Below are 22,523 nucleotides of genomic sequence, written 5' to 3'. Positions count from 1 at the left end.
GCAGTATTCATGGGAGCATAAGATGAGTGATGACGTAGCGCTGCCGCTGGAATTTACCGAAGCAGCAGCCAACAAAGTGAAAACCCTGATTGCCGATGAAGACAATCCGGATCTGAAACTGCGTGTCTATATTACCGGTGGCGGCTGCAGCGGCTTCCAGTATGGTTTTACCTTTGACGACCAGGTTAACGATGGCGATATGACGATCGAGAAGCAGGGCGTTGCGCTGGTGGTTGACCCGATGAGCCTGCAATATCTGGTAGGCGGTTCGGTGGATTACACTGAAGGTCTGGAAGGTTCACGTTTTGTTGTGACCAACCCGAATGCAACCAGCACCTGCGGATGTGGTTCGTCGTTCAGCATCTGATGACCAAAAACGGTAACCTGACGGTTACCGTTTTGCTTTTATCTTCCATTATCATCCAGCGCAAACGTCGGCAGCTTCAGATGCCAGCGTATCGCCGCTAAACGTATTCCCAACGTCACCACCATGCCCAGCATGGCAGCGTTTTCCAGCGGAACAGCAAAGGTGTAGTACGCCGTGGCGTGAACAATTCCGCCAATAATGCAGGCCGTAGCATAGATCTCGGTACGCAGAATCATCGGCACTTCACGCGCCAGAATATCGCGAATGATCCCGCCGCCGACGCCGGTTAAGACCCCCATGCAGATTGCCACCATCGGGCCTGTTCCCGCATTGAAGGCTTTATTGACCCCAATACCCACAAACACGGCCAGGCCGACGGCGTCCAGCACCGGAAGTATCCATTTTGGTAATCTGCGGGGCTGGCGCACCAGGACGATGGTTAACAGGCAGGTAACCATCGCCACCACCAGGTCGGTGGGATCTTTTACCCAAAACACGGGGCCATTCGCCAGCGCCATATCGCGGATAGTCCCGCCGCCAACGGCGGTCACAACGCCCAGTACCAGCACGCCAAACGGATCCATGCGTAGTTTCCCGGCCAGCAGGACACCGGAGATAGCAAAAACGGCTGTGCCAAGAATATCCAGCCAATAGACGAGCATCGTTAAATCCTCGAACAGGGTCTTATGTTAGTGACTCTCTGCCAGCGCGGCACAGAGCTGTTTTGCGGCGAGGATAATACGCGGGCTGGCGCGTTCAAACCAGTCACTGTTGAGTGGGATCACCGGAATTTTTAGCTGGTTTCGCCAGAATTGTTCAATTTTAGGAATCTCGCTCGCATTTCCGACCACGACAATCGCCTGTGGCTGGCGTGCCAGTACCTGTTCTCGGCTGACCTGAGGCCACGGTACCCGGCTGGCAGCAAAGATATTTTCACCGCCGCAAACTTCCAGCACCTGATTCTGAATTGAGCCTTTACCGGTGGTGAACAGCGGCTGGCTACCAAACTGCAGGAAGATGCGCTTTTTAACTGGAGTGTCGTATCGCGATTTTAGCGCGGCATAGTCGCTGAGCATCTGTTTCGCCGCGCTCTCGGCTTTTTTGGGCGTTGGGCTATAAGGGGCGAGAGAGCGTAGCGCCTGAGCGACTTGTTCAATGCTCACGGCATCAATCCACATGACGTTGATCCCAAGCGAGGTGAGCTGGTTGACCTGCCGCTCGGCATTACCGCCACGCCACGCCAGCACCAGATCCGGTTTAAGTGCGACGATGCGCTCAAGGTTCATTCCCTGCCAGGTCGCAACCTGTTCAATACCTGCCGCTTGCGGGGGGTAATCTGAAAAGCTACTTACGCCAACGGGCGTGATCCCGGCGGCAAATGCCAGTTCGGTGTTGGCGGGAGAGAGTGTAATCACGCGCGGCACAGCATAGAGCCATACCGGCGTAAGCAGAAGCAGGGCGGCCAGCGCCCTGACGGTATGTTTAGCCACGTGCCAGTTTCTGCACCAGGCGTTCCACCATCACGGTGGACTGTTTTGCCGCAACGGTCAGGAACTCGTCGAAGCTGATGTGAGACTGCTGATCTGCCACGTCAGAGATGGCGCGAACCACCACGAACGGTACGTTGAAGTTATGGCAAACGTGAGCGATCGCGGTCGCTTCCATCTCAACGGCCACCGCCTGAGGGAAGTTATGGCGGATTTTTGCCAGGCCAACAGAACCATTGATGAAGGCATCACCGCTCACAATCAGACCACGCACAGCGTTGAGGTTCAGCTCGGCAATGCAGGTTTCTGCCGCCGCAATCAGTTTATCGTCAGCTTTAAACCCTGCCGGGCAACCCGGGAGCTGGCCGTACTCATAGCCGAATGCGGTGACGTCAGCATCGTGGTAACGTGCTTCGTCGGAGACGACGATATCACCTACTTTCAGCGACGGTGCCAGACCGCCCGCAGAGCCGGTATTAACGATCACGTCTGGCTTGCAGCGCTCAAGCAACAGGGTTGCACCCAGTGCAGCAGCCACTTTACCGATGCCTGATTTCAGCAGAGCCACGTCAACACCGTTCAGTTGGCCGGTGTAGATCTCACAACCCCCCAGAGAGAGCGTCTGACGGTTCTCAATTTTGTCACGCAGCAGCGTAACTTCTTCTTCCATTGCACCAATAATGCCGATTTTCATAGATTTACTCGCGATGTGCCTTGTTAAGATGCATAGTCTATCATGGGCTTTAGTGGAAGCGCATTTCTCACGCGGGGGAGCACATGGCGCAGATCGATTTTCGCACCAAAATTAACTGGCACCGACGTTTCCGTTCGCCGCAGGGCGACAAGACCGAACATGAGATCCTGCGTATCTTCGAAAGCGATCGCGGGCGGATCATTAACTCGCCCGCCATCCGTCGTCTGCAGCAAAAGACTCAGGTATTTCCGCTTGAACGTAACGCTGCAGTGCGCACTCGCTTAACCCACTCAATGGAAGTGCAGCAGGTTGGCCGTTACATTGCCAAAGAGATTTTGAGCCGTCTCAAAGAGCAACGTTTGCTGGAAACCTATGGGCTGGACGAACTGACAGGCCCCTTTGAGAGCATCGTTGAGATGGCCTGCCTGATGCATGACATCGGCAACCCGCCGTTTGGTCACTTTGGTGAAGCGGCAATCAATGACTGGTTTAAACAACGACTTTACCCTTCGGATGCGGTAAGCCAGCCGCTTAGTGATGACCGCTGCATCGTACGCGATTTACGCCTGCGCGAAGGCGAAGAGGGGCTGAACGATCTGCGTCGCAAAGTGCGCCAGGATCTGTGTCACTTCGAAGGTAATGCGCAGGGGATCAGACTGGTCCATTCCCTGATGCGTATGAACCTGACCTGGGCACAGGTCGGCTGTATCCTGAAATATACGCGTCCTGCCTGGTGGATGGGAGAGACGCCCGCATCCCACAGCTATTTGATGAAAAAGCCGGGCTATTACCTTTCTGAAGAAGCCTATATTGAACGGCTACGTAAAGAACTTTCATTGACGCCAAACGGCCGTTTTCCATTAACCTGGATTATGGAAGCCGCAGACGATATTTCCTATTGTGTTGCCGACCTTGAAGATGCCGTTGAGAAAAGAATATTCAGCGTCGAGGAGCTTTATCAGCATCTTTATACTGCCTGGGGAAAGCATGAAAAAGGGTCGTTGTTTGCTCAGGTTGTCGAAAATGCCTGGGAGAAATCGCGCTCAAATACATTAAGCCGCAGCACGGAAGATCAGTTCTTTATGTATTTACGGGTCAATACACTAAATAAACTGGTGCCGTATGCCGCGTCGCGTTTTATTGATAATTTGCCGCTGATTTTCAGCGGGGAATTCAATCACGCGCTGCTGGAAGATGACAGCAGTTTCAGTCAACTCCTTGAGCTTTATAAGCATGTGGCAATGCGGCATGTATTCAGCCATCCGGATGTCGAACAGTTAGAGCTACAGGGATACCGGGTGATCAGTGGGTTACTGGAAATTTACTCTCCATTGCTTCAGTTATCGGTCGATGAGTTCAGTGAACTGGTGGAAAAAGAACGCGTGCGTGGAATACCCATCGAATCCCGCCTTTATCAGAAACTCTCAACCCGTCATCGGCTGGCGTATGTTGAAGCGGTCGGTAAGCTGGATCGCCATTCTCCCCAATGGCCAGTGATGGAATATTATTATCGCTGTCGTCTTATCCAGGACTATATCAGCGGTATGACAGATTTGTATGCCTGGGATGAATACCGCAAGCTCATGGCTGTGGAATAAACGCTGAGTTTTGTAAAGACGGCCAATAAATTTTTACCTTTTCCATAAACTTATCGCCGGAACTAAGCGGTATAAAACGAATCTGAGTTACACAGCAATTATGCGTTACCTGTAAATCGAGATTGAGAAACATGAAAAAAACCACATTAGCAATGAGTGCACTGGCTCTGAGTTTAGGTTTAGCGCTGTCTCCTCTGACGGCTACGGCAGCCGAGACCGCGTCGTCGTCAGCAACCGCGCAGCAGATGCCAAGCCTGGCACCGATGCTCGAAAAAGTGATGCCATCGGTGGTGAGTATTAACGTTGAGGGCAGCACGACCGTCAACACGCCGCGTATGCCGCGTAACTTCCAGCAGTTCTTTGGTGACAACTCACCATTCTGCCAGGACGGTTCGCCATTCCAGAGTTCTCCGTTCTGTCAGGGCGGTGGCGCTGGGGATGACAGCCAGGGCGGCGGCCAGCAGCAGAAATTCATGGCGCTTGGTTCTGGGGTGATTATTGATGCGGCGAAAGGCTACGTGGTGACGAACAACCACGTTGTTGATAACGCCAGCACCATTAAAGTTCAGCTGAGCGACGGCCGTAAATTCGATGCAAAAGTCGTGGGTAAAGATCCGCGCTCTGATATCGCGCTGATCCAGATTCAGGATCCGAAAAACCTGACGGCGATTAAAATTGCCGACTCCGACGCGCTGCGCGTGGGTGACTACACTGTGGCGATCGGTAACCCGTTCGGTTTGGGTGAAACCGTCACCTCGGGTATCGTCTCCGCTCTTGGTCGCAGCGGTCTGAATGCGGAAAACTACGAAAACTTCATCCAGACGGATGCGGCGATCAACCGCGGTAATTCCGGCGGTGCGCTGGTTAACCTGAACGGTGAACTGATCGGGATCAACACCGCGATCCTGGCCCCGGACGGTGGCAACATCGGCATCGGCTTTGCTATTCCAAGTAACATGGTGAAAAACCTGACCGCGCAGATGGTGCAGTACGGCCAGGTGAAACGCGGTGAGCTCGGTATCCTCGGTACGGAACTGAACTCCGAACTGGCTAAGGCGATGAAAGTTGACGCTCAGCGTGGGGCATTCGTCAGCCAGGTGATGCCGAACTCCTCTGCGGCAAAAGCGGGTATTAAAGCGGGGGATGTGATCACCTCTCTGAACGGTAAACCGATCAGCAGCTTTGCCGCCCTGCGTGCGGAAGTGGGCTCTATGCCGATTGGCAGCAAAGTGACCCTTGGCCTGCTGCGTGACGGTAAGCCGGTTAATGTGAGCCTGGAACTGCAGCAGAGCAGCCAGAATCAGGTGGATTCCAGCACCATCTTCAGCGGTATTGAAGGTGCCGAGATGAGCAATAAAGGTGCGGATAAAGGTGTGGTGGTGAACAACGTGAAAGCGAATTCACCGGCTGCACGTATCGGCCTGAAAAAAGGTGATGTCATCATGGGTGCCAACCAGCAGCCGGTGAAAAACATTGCTGAACTGCGCAAAATTCTCGACAGCAAGCCTTCCGTGCTGGCGCTGAATATCCAGCGTGGGGATACCTCTCTCTACCTGCTGATGCAGTAATCCTCTAAAGCCCCTGTACGCAGGGGCTTTCTCGTTTCTGTGACTCTTACCACAACTCCATATATCTTCCTCTCTCTTTGTGCATTCGCACAATGCAGCCGCCGCTGAACTTCCCTATGCTTGAGCTCTGCTCAGAGGAGGGTTACATGGCTGGCTGGCACCTTGATACCAAAATGGCGCAGGATATTGTGGCGCGCACCATGCGAATCATTGATACCAATATCAACGTAATGGATGCTCGTGGGCGCATTATTGGTAGCGGCGATCGTGAGCGTATTGGTGAATTGCACGAAGGTGCGTTGCTGGTGCTCTCCCAGGGGCGGGTCGTGGATATCGACGACGCGGTAGCGAAACACCTGCACGGCGTCCGTCAGGGCATTAATTTGCCGCTGCGCCTTGAAGGCGAGATTGTGGGAGTAATAGGCCTGACCGGCGAGCCGGAGTCCCTGCGTAAATACGGCGAGCTGGTCTGCATGACGGCAGAGATGATGCTGGAACAGTCGCGCCTGATGCACCTGCTCGCCCAGGACAGCCGCCTGCGTGAAGAGCTGGTGATGAATCTGGTCCAGGCGGAAGAACATACGCCGGCACTGAGCGAATGGGCGCAGCGTCTGGGGATTGATCTGAACCAGCCGCGTGTGGTGGCAGTGATTGAGGTCGATAGCGGCCAGCTTGGGGTCGACAGTGCGATGGTTGAGCTGCAGCAGCTACAAAATGCGCTGGCGACGCCGGAGCGCGATAACCTGGTGGCAATCGTATCTCTGACGGAAATGGTGGTACTCAAACCGGCGCTCAATGCTTTCGGCCGCTGGGATGCGGACGATCATCGTCGTCGCGTGGAGCTGCTGATCTCCCGGATGAAGGAAAATGGTCAACTGCGTTTTCGCGTTGCGCTGGGCAATTACTTTACCGGACCGGGCAGCATTGCCCGCTCCTGGCGTACTGCACGCACCACCATGATGGTGGGCAAGCAGCGGATGCCGGAAAGCCGCAGTTATTTTTATCAGGATCTGATGCTGCCGGTGCTGCTCGACAGCCTGCGCGGGGGCTGGCAGGCTAATGAGCTGGCACGGCCATTAGCGCGCCTGAAGGCCATGGACAACAATGGCTTACTGCGCCGGACGCTACAGGCGTGGTTTCGTCATAACGTGCAGCCGCTGGCGACCTCGAAAGCGCTGTTTATTCACCGCAATACGCTGGAATACCGGCTTAACCGGATTTCGGAGCTGACGGGGCTGGATTTGGGGAGTTTTGACGACAGACTGCTGCTGTATGTGGCGCTGCAACTGGACGAACAGCGATGATGTAATTTTGCCCGGCATGCGGAGCGCCACCGGGCAATAAAACGGCTTATTTATTCCGCGTTAATTTCTCAAGATCCGCTTCAATCTCGCTGATCTTATTCGTCACAACGCTTTCAAGGTGACGCAAATCGTCGAGGATCTTACGCTTGAGATCGACTTCAGTGCGGTCGCGCTGGCAGATCTGATCGAGTTCATCGATCACGTAGCGCAGGTTAGGGCTGATTTCCTGAACTTCTTTGTACCCTTGTCCTACACCGTCAGCGACGACGGTTTTACGCTGGCGTGGATATTTAAACTTCACGCTCTTGGCGAAAAACTCTCCTTTGTCCTTGTGAAAATAGATTTTCAGAATATCGTTATTGGCTTCCTGACGGAGGCTGTAACGATCAATTTCATCAGGATTGGTAATGCCCAGACTTTTCAGATTATCGTACATAGCGGTACCCTTGATCTCAACATAACCTTTGAATAATTAACGAAAAAATCTATTTTCGCCACCCTCAGATATAAAAAAAGCGGGGTTGCCCCCGCTTTTTGTTATACCCGATTAATCGATGGTGCGCAGCAGTTCGTTGATGCCAACTTTGCCACGAGTTTTCGCATCGACTTTCTTCACGATAACCGCACAGTACAGGCTGTATTTGCCATCTTTTGACGGCAGGTTGCCGGAAACCACCACGGAGCCCGCCGGAACGCGACCGTAATGCACTTCACCGGTTTCACGGTCGTAGATACGGGTGCTCTGGCCGATGTAAACGCCCATGGAGATCACAGAGCCTTCTTCCACGATCACACCTTCAACCACTTCTGAGCGCGCGCCGATGAAGCAGTTGTCTTCGATGATGGTCGGGTTAGCCTGCAGTGGCTCCAGGACGCCACCGATACCGACGCCGCCGGACAGGTGAACGTTCTTACCGATCTGCGCGCAGGAGCCAACGGTAGCCCAGGTATCCACCATGGTACCTTCGTCAACATAGGCACCGATGTTCACATAGGATGGCATCAGCACGGTGTTGCGCGCGATGAAAGCACCCTGACGAACTGCCGCTGGTGGAACCACGCGGAAACCTTCTTTCTGGAAACGCGCTTCGTCATAGTCAGCGAATTTCATTGGCACTTTATCGAAGTAGCGGCTTTCTGCTCCGTCGATAACCTGGTTATCGTTGATACGGAAAGAGAGCAGCACGGCTTTCTTCAGCCATTGATGAGTGACCCACTGACCGTCGATTTTTTCTGCCACACGCAATGCGCCGGAATCCAGCAGGGAAATAACCTGGTTTACCGCTTCACGGGTCACGGTATCCACATTGGCCGGGGTGATCTCGGCGCGACGCTCAAAAGCGGACTCAATAACGTTCTGTAACTGCTGCATTGTTTACTCTTTCCATTTCACTAAAAAACACGTTACCCTTTATCGTTTGGATTGAGGGCTGCTGTCAACCGTTGTTGCACTTCAAGTTGCAGGTCATTATTAAGGGCACGCCGGTCTGCGGTGGCGATTATAAATAAATCTTCTACTCGCTCGCCAATGGTTGTAATTCTGGCCCCGTGAAGCGAAATTCCCAGATCGGCAAAAACCTGGCCGACACGGGCGAGCAGCCCTGGCTGGTCGAGCGCGATCAGCTCCAGGAACGATTTACGGTCGGTGTGGGTCGGCAGGAAATTGACCTCGGTATCGACGGTAAAGTGGCGTAATTTCGCAGGCTGACGACGCGGCTGCGGAGGTTGCCAGCTGCGCTGGGTGATGGCCTGTTCCAGACCGAAGCGTATTCCTTCGTGCCTGTCCGACGACAGCGGGCTGCCGTCCGGTTCCAGCACAATGAAGGTATCCATCGCCATGCCGTCGCGGGTGGTAAAAATCTGCGCGTCGTGAACGCTCAGATTACGCCTGTCCAGTTCGGCGCAGACGGCGGCAAACAGATAAGGTCGGTCCGGGCTCCAGATGAAAATCTCCGTGCCACCGCGCGTGGCTTGCGGGCTGAGGAGGATCATCGGCTGCGACAAATCATGTTGCAGCAGATGCCGCGCATGCCAGGCAAGCTGATTTGGGCTGTGGCGAACAAAATAGTTAGCACGACAGCGCGCCCAGATCTGATGCAGTGCTTCTTCATCAATGTTATCCATCCGCAGCAGAGCCAGTGCCTGCAACTGGTGGTGGCGCACACGCTCGCGCATGTCCGGGGTATTTTGCATCCCGCGGCGCAGCTGTTTTTCGGTGGCAAAGTACAGCTCGCGAAGCAGGCTTTGCTTCCAGCTGTTCCACAACGTCTCGTTGGTGGCACAAATATCAGCCACCGTCAGGCAGACCAGATAACGCAGACGGTTTTCCGTTTGCACCTCTTCCGCGAACTGCTTGATCACTTCAGGATCCTGAATATCTCGACGCTGCGCGGTGACCGACATCAGCAGGTGATGGCGTACCAGCCAGGCGACCAGCTGTGTTTCACGTGAGTTCAGACCGTGCAGTTCAGCAAATTTGAGCACGTCCTGGGCACCCAGCACCGAATGGTCACCGCCGCGACCTTTGGCAATATCGTGGAACAGGGCAGCAATCAGGATCAATTCCGGATGAGTAAGGCGCGGCCACAATTCCACGCACAGCGGATGGCGAGATCGCGTCTCTTCGCTGGCAAAGCTCTCCAGCTTGAGCATCACGCGGATTGTGTGTTCATCTACCGTGTAGGCGTGGAACAGATCAAACTGCATCTGCCCGACAATGTGTGACCACTGCGGCATATAGGCCCACAGCACGCTGTGGCGGTGCATCGGCAGCAAGCCGCGGCTGACGGCCCCCGGGTGGCGGAGCATGCTCAGGAACAGCGAACGCGCTTCCGGGATATAGCACAGCGGCTGCGTCAAATGGCGGCGCGCATGGCGCAGATGGCGCAGAGTGGTGGAGTAGATCCCGGTGATCGCGCTGTTACGCACCATGGTGTAAAACATGCGCAGGATCGCTTCCGGTTCGCGGATAAATAACGTTTCGTCGCGCAGGTCGATAAGGGTGCCGCGCAGCTGGAACTCGTCGTCGATAGGGCGGGGCTTTTCATCTGCCGTCAGGGCCAGAATTGCCTCATCGAATAGCTGCAACAGCATCTGGTTCAGTTCGGTAACGCGGCGGGTGACTCGGAAGAAATCCTTCATCATGTGTTCAACCGGCTCGTTGCCTTCGCCCTGGTAATTCAGACGTTGAGCTACGCTGAGCTGACGGTCAAACAGCAAGCGGTTATCGTAGCGATTAAGCTCCAGATGCAGGGCAAAGCGAATGCGCCACAGCAGGTGCAGACACTCATTTAATTCGTTACGCTCGGCTTCAGTTAAAAAGCCAAAGCCCACCATCTCATCCAGCGAGGTCGCGCCGAAGTGGCGACGGGCCACCCACTGCAGGGTGTGGATGTCGCGCAGACCGCCGGGGCTGCTTTTGATATCAGGCTCCAGATTATAGCTGGTGCCGTGGTAGCGCTGGTGGCGCTGGTTTTGTTCCTCAACCTTCGCGGCGAAGAACTTTTCTGACGGCCAGAAACCGTCACTGAAAATATGTTTTTGTAGCTCCAGGAACAGCGCCACGTCGCCTATCAGCAGGCGGGTTTCAATCAGGTTGGTGGCGACGGTCAGGTCAGATAACCCTTCCAGCAGGCACTCTTCAAGAGTGCGTACGCTGTGGCCGACTTCCAGCTTCACATCCCAGAGCAGGGTCAGTAGTTCGCCAATTTTTTGAGCCTGTTCGTCCGGCAGTTTTTTGCGACTTAAGATCAGTAAATCAATGTCGGAAAGCGGATGCAGCTCACCGCGGCCATAGCCCCCAACGGCAACCAGTGCAACGTCGCTGATTTGCCCAAAACCGTAATCGATCCACAGGCGCTGCAGCAGCTGGTCGATAAATTCGGTGCGCGCTTCAATGAGCTGCTCGGCGGATACGCCTGCGTCGAACGCACTACCCAGCCAGCGATGGAAAACATCCATATGGGATTTAATATGCGCGCAGGTCAGCTCGTGCGACGGCCATACGCCCGGGTTATCGGGCTGATCGGGGAGGGTGGGAAGTGCTGTGTTAGCATACTGTTCGGGTAAAAGATTACTCATCGTGCGCCACCCATAAGAAAAAGCTATAGCCATTAAAAAAGCCGGCATTTGCCGGCTTTTTTATCATTCATCGTGCGTCAGTATCGCCGGGATAGTGTCATCCTTGCGCAACGTCATAATTTCGCAGCCGTTGTCTGTTACCACAATAGTATGCTCGTACTGCGCAGACAAGCTTCTGTCTTTGGTTTTCACCGTCCAGCCATCTTTCATGGTGCGGATGCGGTAGTCACCGGCGTTGACCATCGGCTCGATGGTGAAGGTCATGCCTTTTTGCAGCACTACGCCGCCATCATCTGCATCATAGTGCAGAACCTGCGGTTCTTCGTGGAACACACGGCCAATGCCGTGACCGCAGTATTCGCGAACGACGGAGAACCCTTCCGCTTCCACGAACTTCTGAATCGCGGCACCAATGGTACGCAGGCGAATACCCGGTTTAACCATTTTCAGCGCCAGGTAGAGGCTCTCTTGCGTCACTTTACACAGACGCTCGCCCAAAATGGTTGGCTTGCCAACGATGAACATCTTAGAGGTGTCACCGTGGTAGTCATCTTTAATGACCGTCACGTCGATGTTGACGATGTCGCCATCTTTGAGCAGTTTTTCGTTGTCCGGAATACCGTGGCAAACCACTTCATTAATAGAAATGCAGACGGATTTCGGGAAACCGTGGTAGCCGAGGCACGCAGATACCGCGTGCTGCTCGTTCACAATATAGTCGTTACAGATGCGGTCCAGTTCACCGGTGCTGACGCCCGGCTTCACGAACGGCTCGATCATTTCCAGCACTTCCGCGGCCAGACGACCGGCGACGCGCATCTTTTCAATTTCTTCAGGTGTCTTAATAGAGATAGCCATGTAATCTGTCCATCGGTGTCGATTTTTTTCGACAATACTAGTCTAAGTGTCGCCAATGGTATCAGTCAGGCACACCTCGTGCCAAATTGAGAATCATTAACAGCACACTCCGCCAACAACTGTTGGTTTCTGGTCGTGTTTTGTGGTATAAAGCGCGCCGGACTTCCGATCCATCTCAGATACACAAGCTGGACGGAAGCGACAAATCTCACTTTGTGTAACAACACACACGTATCGGCACATATTCCGGGGTGCCCTTCGGGGTCGGTAATATGGGATACGTGGAGGCATAACCCCAACTTTCAATATAGAGGTTTTAAACATGGCAACTGTTTCCATGCGCGACATGCTCAAGGCTGGTGTTCACTTTGGTCACCAGACCCGTTACTGGAACCCGAAAATGAAGCCTTTCATCTTCGGCGCACGTAACAAAGTTCACATCATCAACCTTGAGAAAACTGTACCAATGTTCAACGAAGCCCTGGCTGAGCTGAACAAGATCTCTTCCCGTAAAGGTAAGATTCTGTTCGTTGGTACTAAGCGCGCTGCAAGCGAAGCTGTGAAAGATGCTGCTAACAGCTGCGACCAGTTCTTCGTGAACCATCGCTGGTTGGGCGGCATGCTGACTAACTGGAAAACTGTTCGTCAGTCAATCAAACGCCTGAAAGATCTGGAAACCCAGTCTCAGGACGGTACTTTCGACAAGCTGACTAAGAAAGAAGCGCTGATGCGCACTCGTGAGCTGGACAAGCTGGAAAACAGCCTGGGCGGTATCAAAGATATGGGCGGCCTGCCAGACGCGCTGTTCGTAATCGATGCAGACCACGAGCACATCGCAATCAAAGAAGCTAACAACCTGGGTATCCCGGTATTCGCTATCGTTGATACCAACTCCGATCCGGACGGTGTTGACTTCGTTATCCCGGGTAACGACGACGCAATCCGTGCTGTTAGCCTGTACCTGAGCGCTGTAGCTGCTACCGTTCGTGAAGGCCGTTCCCAGGATCTGGCTTCTCAGGCGGAAGAAAGCTTCGTAGAAGCTGAATAATAAGGTTTCACCCCTTATTAGTACCGTGTATGAATAGGGGCCCATTATCGGCCCCTTTTTTCAATTTACACTGTTTGGCCGCAGGCCGGGCAGTTCACATCTCCCGAGGATTTAAGAATGGCTGAAATTACCGCATCCCTGGTAAAAGAGCTGCGCGAGCGTACTGGCGCAGGCATGATGGATTGCAAAAAAGCGCTGACTGAAGCGAACGGCGACATCGAGCTGGCAATCGAAAACATGCGTAAATCCGGTGCGATCAAAGCAGCTAAAAAAGCAGGCAACGTTGCTGCTGACGGCGTGATCATCACTAAAATCGACGGCACCTACGGCATCATTCTGGAAGTTAACTGCCAGACTGACTTCGTTGCTAAAGATGGTGGTTTCCAGGCATTTGCTAACAAAGTTCTGGACGCTGCAGTTGCTGGCAAAATCACTGACGTTGAAGTTCTGAAAGCACAGTTCGAAGAAGAACGTGTTGCGCTGGTTGCTAAAATCGGTGAGAACATCAACATCCGTCGTGTTGCTTCTCTGGAAGGTGACGTTCTGGGCTCTTACCAGCACGGTGCGCGTATCGGCGTTCTGGTTGCTGCTAAAGGTGCTGACGAAGAGCTGGTTAAACAGCTGGCTATGCACATCGCTGCAAGCAAACCAGAATTCGTTAAGCCAGAAGACGTGTCTGCTGAAGTGGTAGAGAAAGAGTACCAGGTTCAGCTGGACATCGCGATGCAGTCTGGTAAACCAAAAGAAATCGCAGAGAAAATGGTTGAAGGCCGCATGAAGAAATTCACCGGCGAAGTTTCTCTGACTGGCCAGCCATTCGTAATGGATCCAAGCAAGTCTGTTGCTCAGCTGCTGAAAGAGCACAACGCTGACGTAACTGGCTTCATCCGCTTCGAAGTGGGCGAAGGCATCGAGAAAGTTGAGACTGACTTCGCAGCAGAAGTTGCTGCAATGTCCAAGCAGTCTTAATGATTGAAAAGGAGCCGCCTGAGGGCGGCTTCTTTTTGTCACCCGTCACAGGAAATCAGACAGGCTCCAGTATCGCTGTGCTGATTTGCGGCATATCATGTCGCCAGAATTAACCCCCATCTTAATCGTTGACAGTCTCAGGAAAGAAACATGGCTACCAATGCAAAACCCGTGTACAAACGCATTCTGCTTAAGCTGAGTGGCGAAGCGCTGCAGGGATCGGAAGGCTTCGGTATTGACGCAAGCATCCTTGATCGCATGGCACAGGAAATCAAAGAACTGGTCGAACTGGGTATCCAGGTTGGCGTGGTCATTGGCGGTGGCAACCTTTTCCGTGGTGCTGGTCTGGCGAAAGCGGGGATGAACCGCGTTGTGGGCGACCACATGGGTATGCTGGCAACCGTCATGAATGGCCTGGCAATGCGTGATGCACTGCATCGCGCCTATGTGAATGCCCGCCTGATGTCTGCGATTCCACTGAATGGCGTATGCGATAATTACAGCTGGGCAGAAGCGATTAGCCTGCTGCGCAACAACCGCGTGGTGATCCTCTCCGCCGGTACGGGTAACCCGTTCTTTACAACCGATTCCGCTGCCTGCCTGCGCGGTATCGAGATCGAAGCCGATGTGGTACTGAAAGCGACCAAAGTAGACGGCGTGTTTACTGCCGACCCGGCAAAAGATCCTTCTGCCACCATGTACGATCAGCTGAGCTACAGCGAAGTGCTGGATAAAGAGCTGAAAGTGATGGATCTTGCCGCCTTCACGCTGGCTCGCGACCACAAACTGCCGATCCGTGTCTTCAACATGAACAAGCCAGGCGCACTGCGTCGCGTGGTCATGGGTGAAAAAGAAGGCACTTTGATCACGGAATAATTTCCGTTGACGCTAAATACAGGTAAGATTCCGCTTTATTTTGTAGTGGTATCTTACCCGGGCGCGCCTTTGGCGTTGTCATGAATTAAACGCGACTATACTTAGCACACCTGTAGCGCTGTGCTGGCGGATAGTCTGCCTGAGACAAGTTTTCAAGGATTCGTAACGTGATTAACGACATCAGAAAAGATGCTGAAGTACGCATGGAAAAATGCGTAGAAGCGTTCAAAACCCAAATCAGCAAAATCCGTACTGGCCGTGCTTCCCCAAGCCTGCTGGATGGCATCATCGTAGAATACTACGGTACGCCAACCCCTCTGCGTCAGCTGGCAAGCGTGACGGTTGAAGATACCCGTACGCTGAAAATCAACGTATTCGATCGTTCTATGGGCCCGGCCGTTGAGAAAGCGATCATGGCGTCTGACCTCGGTCTGAACCCAAGCTCTGCGGGCGCTGATATCCGCGTTCCACTTCCTCCGCTGACGGAAGAGCGTCGTAAAGACCTGATCAAAGTCGTTCGTGGCGAAGCTGAGCAGGGTCGCGTTTCCGTTCGTAACGTACGTCGCGACGCGAACGATAAAGTCAAAGCGCTGCTGAAAGAAAAAGAGATCAGTGAAGATGACGATCGTCGTTCACAGGACGATGTTCAGAAAATGACTGATGCTGCCATCAAGAAAATTGATGCGGCGCTGGCAGATAAAGAAGCGGAACTGATGCAGTTCTGATTTCTGTCGTACACTGATAAACGCCGTTCAGAGGGACTTCGGGTCTTGCTGGCGGCGTTTTGCTTTTATCTGGTCTAACTTTTTTCGGGCATCTCATGAAGCATTTAACACTCCTCGGCTCAACCGGCTCTATCGGTTGCAGTACTCTCGACGTCGTTCGCCATAATCCTGAACTTTACACCGTGACAGCGCTGGTGGCCGGTAAGAATGTGCAGCGAATGGTCGAGCAGTGCCTGGAGTTTTCACCCCGCTATGCGGTGATGGATGACGAAGAGAGTGCGCGTCTGCTGAAAGTGCAACTGCGTGAAAAGGGCTGTCGAACTGAGGTTCTGAGTGGACAACAGGCAGCTTGTGAGATGGCTGCGCTGGATGAGGTTGACCAGGTTATGGCGGCCATCGTCGGGGCGGCTGGGCTGTTGCCAACACTTGCCGCAATTGATGCCGGTAAGGATGTTCTGCTAGCCAATAAAGAGTCTCTGGTTACCTGTGGACGCCTGTTTATGGATGCGGTGAAGCAGCGCGGGGCGCGTCTTTTACCGGTCGATAGCGAGCACAACGCGATTTTTCAGAGTTTACCGCAACCTTTTCAACAGAACCTGGGGTACGCTGACCTTGAGCAGAATGGTGTGGTGTCTATTCTGCTTACCGGGTCTGGTGGCCCGTTCCGCGAAACGCCACTGTCTGAACTGAGCGCAATGACGCCGGATCAGGCGTGCCGTCATCCGAACTGGTCAATGGGGCGTAAAATCTCCGTTGATTCTGCCACCATGATGAATAAAGGTCTGGAATACATTGAAGCGCGCTGGCTGTTTAATGCGTCAGCGAAACAGATGGAAGTACTGATCCACCCGCAATCGGTGATTCACTCGATGGTGCGCTATCAGGATGGCAGTGTGCTGGCACAGTTGGGCGAGCCGGATATGCGTACGCCAATTGCCCATTCCATGGCGTGGCCAAATCGAGTGAAATCTGGCGTGAAGCCGCTTGATTTCTGCAAGTTAAGTTCTCTGACATTTAGCGAACCAGATTACGATCGCTATCCGTGTCTGAAGCTTGCGATGCATGCCTTTGACCAGGGGCAGGCGGCGACGACGGCACTGAATGCAGCTAATGAAATTACCGTTGAAGCATTTTTGAATCAGCAGATCCGTTTTACCGATATTGCAGCGTTGAATTTATCGGTACTGGAAATGATGGATTTGCGTGAACCACAAAGTGTGGACGAGGTGCTGGCGGTAGATACAGCGGCTCGTGATATTGCGCGTAAACAAGTGACACGTCCCGCAAGCTGGTGATAAAGCAAGCACTAGTCGTCGTGCTATTTGTTAGCGTTGGGCTTCAGTGATATAGTCTGCGCCACCTGATCGCAGGTATTTGACTTAATGTGGTCAGGTAAGCCGTGGTTTGACACGGCTTTTTTATGTATAGGCTTCAGTATTCCTGAGTACCGTTAAATCCTTTTCAGGGACAAAAAACGCGTTATGTTGTCTGCGAATCAACCAATAAGCGAAAACTTGCCAGCTCATGGCTGTCGTCATGTAGCAATCATTATGGATGGCAACGGCCGCTGGGCGAAAAGACAAGGCAAGATACGAGCCTTTGGGCATAAAGCTGGGGCGAAATCTGTTCGCCGCGCCGTTTCTTTTGCCGCCAATAACGGCATTGATGCGTTAACGCTCTATGCTTTTAGCAGTGAAAACTGGAATCGACCTCCGCAGGAAGTGACCGCGTTGATGGAATTGTTTGTGTGGGCGCTCGACAGCGAAGTAAAAAGCCTGCACCGCCACAACGTCCGCCTGCGTATCATTGGCGATACCAGTCGTTTTAACTCACGTTTGCAGGAACGGATTCGTAAAGCAGAAGCGCTGACTGAGAATAATACGGGTCTGACGCTCAATATTGCGGCGAATTACGGCGGACGCTGGGATATTATCCAGGGCGTTCGGCATCTTGCCGAACAGGTTCAGGAAGGGCTGTTGAGACCCGACCAAATTGATGAAGAGGCGCTGAACAAGCAAATCTGCATGAATGAACAGGCACCTGTGGATTTGGTAATTAGGACAGGGGGGGAACATCGCATAAGTAACTTTTTGATATGGCAAATTGCCTATGCCGAACTTTACTTTACGGATGTTCTTTGGCCCGATTTTGATGAACAAGACTTTGAAGGTGCGCTGCATGCCTTTGCCAATCGAGAGCGTCGTTTCGGCGGCACCGAGCCTGGTGGCGACAAAGCCTGATGGGGGTAGCTTTTGCTGAAGTATCGCCTGATTTCCGCTTTTGTATTAATACCCATTGTCATTGCGGCGCTGTTTTTACTGCCCCCAGTGGGATTCGCTATTGTTACGCTGGTGGTCTGTATGCTCGCCGCGTGGGAATGGGGACAGTTTAGCGGCTTTACCTCACGCAGTCAGCGAGTATGGCTTGCGGTACTCTGTGGCTTTATCCTGGCCATAATGCTGTTTACGTTGCCTGAATATCATCATGATATTCATCAACCGCTGGTTGCTGGTTCCCTGTGGGTATCGCTGGCCTGGTGGGTTGCTGCTCTGCTGCTGGTGCTTTTCTACCCCGGCTCTGCGGCAATCTGGCGTAATTCAAAAGTGCTGCGGCTTATTTTTGGTTTGCTCACGATTGTTCCATTTTTCTGGGGTATGGTCGCACTGCGTGCCTGGCACTATGACGAAAACCACTACAGCGGCGCGATCTGGCTGCTTTATGTGATGATTCTCGTTTGGGGGGCTGACTCCGGGGCCTATATGTTTGGTAAACTGTTTGGCAAACATAAACTGGCTCCGAAGGTTTCCCCGGGTAAAACCTGGCAAGGCTTCATCGGTGGCTTGTTTACGGCAGCGATTATCTCCTGGGGCTACGGCGTCTGGGCGAATCTGGAAGTGGCACCGTCAATACTGCTGGTGTGCTCGATTTTTGCTGCGCTTGCCTCAGTGCTCGGTGATTTAACCGAGAGTATGTTTAAGCGTGAAGCAGGGATTAAGGACAGCGGACACCTGATTCCAGGGCATGGCGGTATACTGGATCGCATTGATAGCCTGACAGCGGCTGTTCCGGTATTTGCTTGCTTGCTTTTACTGGTATTTGGGACGATTTAACGGAAGGTTTTATGCTGAGCATTCTCTGGAATCTGGCGGCGTTCATTGTTGCACTGGGTGTACTGATTACCGTGCATGAATTTGGCCATTTCTGGGTTGCTCGCCGTTGTGGTGTGCGGGTAGAGCGATTTTCCATCGGTTTCGGTAAATCACTCTGGACGCGCACCGACCGTCACGGTACGGAATTTGTCATCGCCCTTATCCCGCTGGGCGGCTACGTTAAAATGCTCGACGAGCGCGTTGAGCCTGTCGCACCTGAATTACGACACAGCGCATTCAACAACAAAACGGTTGGACAACGCGCCGCCATCATCGCTGCCGGACCGGTAGCCAACTTCATCTTTGCTATTTTCGCTTACTGGCTGGTGTTTATCATTGGCGTCCCCGGCGTGCGCCCTGTGGTAGGTGAAATTGCCCCCAATTCCATCGCGGCGAGTGCGCAAATTACGTCAGGGATGGAACTTAAAGCGATTGATGGCATCGAAACCCCTGATTGGGATGCCGTGCGACTGCAACTGGTAGCCAAAATTGGTGATCAGCAGACAACCATCAGCGTATCACCGTTTGGTTCCGACACGCGTCAGGACAAAGTGCTCGATTTACGTCACTGGCGTTTCGAGCCAGACAAAGAAGATCCCGTCGCTGCACTGGGCATTCGTCCACGTGGCGCTCAGATTGAGCCGGTGTTAGCCGAAGTACAGGCAAATTCGGCGGCGAGCAAAGCGGGTTTGCAAGCGGGCGACAGGATCGTTAAAGTCGATGGTCAACCATTAACAGAGTGGATGACCTTTGTTACTCTGGTGCGCGATAATCCGGGAACGTCCCTCGCACTGGAAGTTGAGAGGAAAGGTAGTCCGCTTTCGCTGACGCTGATCCCGGATACGAAGTCGGTCGGCAAAAAGGCAGAAGGGTTTGCAGGCGTTGTGCCAAAAGTGATCCCGCTGCCAGATGAGTACAAGACAATACGCCAGTATGGGCCGTTCAGCGCCATCCTTGAAGCCACGGATAAAACATGGCAACTGATGAAGCTGACGGTCAACATGTTGGGGAAATTGATAACCGGTGATGTGAAACTGAACAACCTCAGTGGGCCAATTTCGATTGCTCAGGGGGCTGGGATGTCAGCGGAATTCGGGGTGATTTACTATCTCATGTTCCTCGCGCTGATTAGCGTGAACCTTGGGATAATCAACCTGTTCCCGCTTCCCGTTTTAGACGGGGGTCATCTGCTGTTTTTAGCGATTGAAAAGCTAAAAGGCGGACCGGTATCCGAGCGAGTTCAAGACTTTAGTTATCGCATTGGCTCGATTTTGCTGGTGCTGTTAATGGGGCTTGCACTTTTCAATGATTTCTCTCGGTTGTAAGAGAGTGTTAGGAAGAACGCATAATAACGATGGCGATGAAAAAGTTGCTCATAGCGTCGCTGCTGTTTAGCAGCGCCACCGTATACGGTGCTGACGGGTTCGTAGTGAAAGACATTCATTTCGAAGGCCTCCAGCGTGTCGCCGTTGGTGCGGCCCTCCTCAGTATGCCTGTACGCCCCGGCGATACGGTCAATGATGATGATATCAGTAACACCATCCGTGCTCTGTTTGCCACCGGCAACTTCGAGGATGTCCGCGTCCTGCGCGATGGTGATACGCTGCTGGTACAGGTAAAAGAACGTCCAACGATTGCCAGTATCACTTTCTCCGGTAACAAGTCGGTGAAAGATGACATGCTCAAGCAAAACCTTGAAGCATCGGGTGTTCGTGTGGGCGAGTCTCTGGACCGCACAACCCTTTCAGACATTGAGAAAGGTCTGGAAGACTTCTACTACAGCGTGGGTAAATACAGTGCCAGCGTGAAAGCAGTGGTAACACCTCTGCCACGTAACCGTGTTGACCTGAAGTTGGTCTTCCAGGAAGGTGTTTCTGCGAAGATCCAACAGATCAACATTGTCGGCAACCACGCGTTTAGCACCGACGAACTGATCTCGACCTTCCAACTGCGCGATGAAGTGCCGTGGTGGAACGTGGTGGGCGATCGTAAATACCAGAAACAGAAACTGGCGGGCGACCTTGAGACCCTGCGCAGCTACTATCTGGATCGTGGTTATGCCCGTTTCAACATTGACTCGACCCAGGTCAGTCTGACGCCGGACAAGAAAGGGATCTACATTACGATTAACATCACTGAAGGCGATCAGTATAAGCTTTCTGGTGTTGAAGTAAGTGGCAACCTGGCGGGGCATTCTGCTGAGATCGAATCGCTGACCAAAATTCAGCCAGGCGATCTGTACAGTGGTTCTAAAGTGACCAAAATGGAAGACAGCATTAAGAAGCTGCTCGGCCGCTATGGTTATGCCTATCCTCGCGTACAAACACAGCCGGAAATTAACGACGCGGATAAAACCGTTAAGCTGCACGTGAATGTTGATGCGGGTAACCGTTTCTACGTGCGTAAGATCCGCTTCGTTGGTAACGACACCTCTAAAGATTCCGTTCTGCGCCGCGAAATGCGTCAGATGGAAGGCGCATGGTTGGGTAGCGATCTCGTTGACCAGGGGAAAGAGCGTCTGAACCGTCTGGGTTATTTTGAAACCGTAGATACGGATACCCAGCGCGTACCAGGCAGTCCGGATCAGGTTGATGTCGTCTATAAAGTGAAAGAGCGTAACACCGGCAGCTTCAACTTCGGTGTGGGTTACGGTACTGAAAGCGGCGTGAGCTTCCAGGTCGGGGTACAGCAGGATAACTGGCTGGGTACGGGTTACTCTGTTGGTATCAATGGTACTAAAAACGACTACCAGACCTATTCTGAGTTCTCTGTCACTAACCCATACTTCACCGTAGACGGTGTGAGTCTGGGCGGTCGTATCTTCTATAACGACTTTAAAGCTGACGACGCGGACCTGTCCTCTTACACCAACAAGAGTTACGGTGTAGACGGTACGCTTGGTTTCCCGGTTAACGAATACAACACGCTGCGTGCGGGCTTAGGTTACGTGCATAACGACCTGTCCAACATGCAACCGCAGGTAGCGATGTGGCGTTACCTGGACTCTATCGGTCAGTCAACCAGTAAAAATGGTCATGACAACGGCTTTGCAGCAGATGACTTCACCTTTAACTACGGCTGGACCTATAACCGTCTTGACCGCGGTTACTTCCCGACGGAAGGTTCTCGTGTCAACCTGAACGGTAAAGTTACCGTACCGGGTTCCGATAACGAGTTCTATAAGGTCACGCTGGATACCGCGTCTTACTTCCCAATTGATGACGACCACAAGTGGGTGGTTCTGGGTCGTACCCGTTGGGGCTATGGTGATGGTCTGGGTGGCAAGGAACTGCCATTCTATGAAAACTTCTATGCCGGTGGTTCCAGCACCGTTCGTGGCTTCCAGTCCAACAACATTGGTCCGAAAGCGGTCTACTACGGCGGAAACGACAAAGATAACTGTGATAAGTCTTCGACTTCCGACGTTTGTAGCTCCAATGATGCTGTGGGCGGTAACGCCATGGCCGTTGCCAGCCTGGAGTTCATCACACCAACGCCGTTTATCAGTGATAAATATGCGAACTCAGTCCGTACGTCCTTCTTCTGGGATGCCGGTACTGTGTGGGATACCAACTGGCAGAATACTGCCCAGATGCGAGCGGAAGGTATTCCTGACTACAGCGATCCGAGCAATATTCGCATGTCTGCCGGTATCGCATTACAATGGATGTCACCGCTGGGGCCGTTGGTCTTCTCTTACGCCCAGCCGTTTAAGAAATATGATGGAGATAAGTCGGAGCAATTCCAGTTTAACATTGGTAAAACCTGGTAATAATCCGCTGCAAAGGAATGCGTTGGCA

Annotated in this window: 20 protein-coding genes; 13 read left to right on the top strand and 7 right to left on the bottom strand. The window is 52.9% G+C overall.

Features of this window, described 5'->3' with window-relative positions:
• The first annotated feature begins 22 nt into the window (after positions 1-22).
• Positions 23-367 carry an iron-sulfur cluster insertion protein ErpA gene (gene erpA / locus AC0XWG_RS03135; protein WP_013095643.1) on the top strand — a complete coding sequence of 115 codons (345 nt, stop codon included), beginning with the start codon at positions 23-25 and terminating at the stop codon, positions 365-367.
• Positions 368-405: 38 nt separating this feature from the next.
• On the opposite strand, the gene AC0XWG_RS03130 is transcribed toward erpA, so the two are convergent.
• The 3 genes from AC0XWG_RS03130 to mtnN are packed head-to-tail and all read right to left on the bottom strand — an operon-like array spanning position 406 to position 2,548.
• Positions 406-1,029 carry a TRIC cation channel family protein gene (locus tag AC0XWG_RS03130; protein WP_028018308.1) on the bottom strand — a complete coding sequence of 208 codons (624 nt, stop codon included), beginning with the start codon at positions 1,027-1,029 and terminating at the stop codon, positions 406-408.
• 27 nt (positions 1,030-1,056) lie between these two features.
• On the bottom strand, positions 1,057-1,857 hold the full coding sequence (btuF, locus tag AC0XWG_RS03125) for a vitamin B12 ABC transporter substrate-binding protein BtuF (RefSeq protein ID WP_049005309.1): 801 nt from the start codon (positions 1,855-1,857) through the stop codon (positions 1,057-1,059).
• Positions 1,850-2,548 carry a 5'-methylthioadenosine/S-adenosylhomocysteine nucleosidase gene (gene mtnN / locus AC0XWG_RS03120; RefSeq protein WP_028018306.1) on the bottom strand — a complete coding sequence of 233 codons (699 nt, stop codon included), beginning with the start codon at positions 2,546-2,548 and terminating at the stop codon, positions 1,850-1,852. Before mtnN ends, btuF begins: the two co-directional genes overlap by 8 nt.
• Before the next feature lie 83 nt (positions 2,549-2,631).
• Here mtnN and dgt point away from each other — a divergent pair, with 83 nt between their 5' ends.
• From dgt to AC0XWG_RS03105, 3 genes are all read left to right on the top strand, one after another.
• On the top strand, positions 2,632-4,146 hold the full coding sequence (gene dgt, locus AC0XWG_RS03115) for a dGTPase (RefSeq protein WP_049005310.1): 1,515 nt from the start codon (positions 2,632-2,634) through the stop codon (positions 4,144-4,146).
• Between the two features lie 131 nt (positions 4,147-4,277).
• The gene (gene degP, locus AC0XWG_RS03110) at positions 4,278-5,714 is read left to right on the top strand and encodes a serine endoprotease DegP (protein WP_032666893.1); all 1,437 of its coding nucleotides are present in this window, start codon (positions 4,278-4,280) and stop codon (positions 5,712-5,714) included.
• A gap of 146 nt (positions 5,715-5,860) precedes the next feature.
• The gene (locus tag AC0XWG_RS03105; RefSeq protein ID WP_475680368.1) at positions 5,861-7,018 is read left to right on the top strand and encodes a CdaR family transcriptional regulator; all 1,158 of its coding nucleotides are present in this window, start codon (positions 5,861-5,863) and stop codon (positions 7,016-7,018) included.
• 46 nt (positions 7,019-7,064) lie between these two features.
• Here AC0XWG_RS03105 and AC0XWG_RS03100 read toward each other — a convergent pair whose 3' ends face one another.
• The 4 genes from AC0XWG_RS03100 to map all read right to left on the bottom strand — a co-directional run bounded on the left by AC0XWG_RS03100 (position 7,065) and on the right by map (position 11,956).
• Entirely contained in the window at positions 7,065-7,454 is a 390-nt protein-coding gene (locus AC0XWG_RS03100; RefSeq protein WP_008501916.1) for a DUF3461 family protein, read from the bottom strand.
• Between the two features lie 111 nt (positions 7,455-7,565).
• Entirely contained in the window at positions 7,566-8,390 is an 825-nt protein-coding gene (dapD, locus tag AC0XWG_RS03095) for a 2,3,4,5-tetrahydropyridine-2,6-dicarboxylate N-succinyltransferase (protein ID WP_008501915.1), read from the bottom strand.
• 32 nt (positions 8,391-8,422) lie between these two features.
• The gene (gene glnD / locus AC0XWG_RS03090; protein ID WP_475680367.1) at positions 8,423-11,098 is read right to left on the bottom strand and encodes a bifunctional uridylyltransferase/uridylyl-removing protein GlnD; all 2,676 of its coding nucleotides are present in this window, start codon (positions 11,096-11,098) and stop codon (positions 8,423-8,425) included.
• A gap of 63 nt (positions 11,099-11,161) precedes the next feature.
• Positions 11,162-11,956: a type I methionyl aminopeptidase gene (gene map / locus AC0XWG_RS03085; protein WP_028018301.1), complete on the bottom strand. Its 795-nt coding sequence runs from the start codon at positions 11,954-11,956 to the stop codon at positions 11,162-11,164.
• 322 nt (positions 11,957-12,278) lie between these two features.
• Between map and rpsB the strand changes: the two genes are divergently transcribed.
• From rpsB to bamA, 9 genes are all read left to right on the top strand, one after another.
• Entirely contained in the window at positions 12,279-13,004 is a 726-nt protein-coding gene (gene rpsB, locus AC0XWG_RS03080) for a 30S ribosomal protein S2 (protein WP_003856207.1), read from the top strand.
• Positions 13,005-13,121: 117 nt separating this feature from the next.
• Positions 13,122-13,973, top strand: coding sequence for a translation elongation factor Ts (gene tsf / locus AC0XWG_RS03075; protein ID WP_014830708.1), 852 nt, complete (start codon positions 13,122-13,124; stop codon positions 13,971-13,973).
• A 150-nt stretch (positions 13,974-14,123) separates the two neighbouring features.
• Positions 14,124-14,849: a UMP kinase gene (gene pyrH, locus AC0XWG_RS03070; RefSeq protein ID WP_008501910.1), complete on the top strand. Its 726-nt coding sequence runs from the start codon at positions 14,124-14,126 to the stop codon at positions 14,847-14,849.
• Between the two features lie 167 nt (positions 14,850-15,016).
• Entirely contained in the window at positions 15,017-15,574 is a 558-nt protein-coding gene (gene frr, locus AC0XWG_RS03065; protein ID WP_028018300.1) for a ribosome recycling factor, read from the top strand.
• A gap of 95 nt (positions 15,575-15,669) precedes the next feature.
• The gene (ispC, locus tag AC0XWG_RS03060; RefSeq protein ID WP_475680366.1) at positions 15,670-16,869 is read left to right on the top strand and encodes a 1-deoxy-D-xylulose-5-phosphate reductoisomerase; all 1,200 of its coding nucleotides are present in this window, start codon (positions 15,670-15,672) and stop codon (positions 16,867-16,869) included.
• A 186-nt stretch (positions 16,870-17,055) separates the two neighbouring features.
• On the top strand, positions 17,056-17,814 hold the full coding sequence (gene ispU / locus AC0XWG_RS03055) for a (2E,6E)-farnesyl-diphosphate-specific ditrans,polycis-undecaprenyl-diphosphate synthase (protein WP_028018298.1): 759 nt from the start codon (positions 17,056-17,058) through the stop codon (positions 17,812-17,814).
• A gap of 12 nt (positions 17,815-17,826) precedes the next feature.
• On the top strand, positions 17,827-18,684 hold the full coding sequence (cdsA, locus tag AC0XWG_RS03050) for a phosphatidate cytidylyltransferase (RefSeq protein WP_028018297.1): 858 nt from the start codon (positions 17,827-17,829) through the stop codon (positions 18,682-18,684).
• Positions 18,685-18,695: 11 nt separating this feature from the next.
• On the top strand, positions 18,696-20,048 hold the full coding sequence (rseP, locus tag AC0XWG_RS03045) for a sigma E protease regulator RseP (RefSeq protein ID WP_028018296.1): 1,353 nt from the start codon (positions 18,696-18,698) through the stop codon (positions 20,046-20,048).
• Positions 20,049-20,077: 29 nt separating this feature from the next.
• Positions 20,078-22,495 (top strand): outer membrane protein assembly factor BamA, encoded by a 2,418-nt coding sequence (gene bamA / locus AC0XWG_RS03040; RefSeq protein WP_028018295.1) that lies wholly within the window; start codon positions 20,078-20,080, stop codon positions 22,493-22,495.
• Positions 22,496-22,523: the final 28 nt, after the last annotated feature.

This window comes from Enterobacter sp. DVT3837, from assembly GCF_056238685.1.
This window is presented reverse-complemented; position numbering and strand designations above follow the sequence as displayed.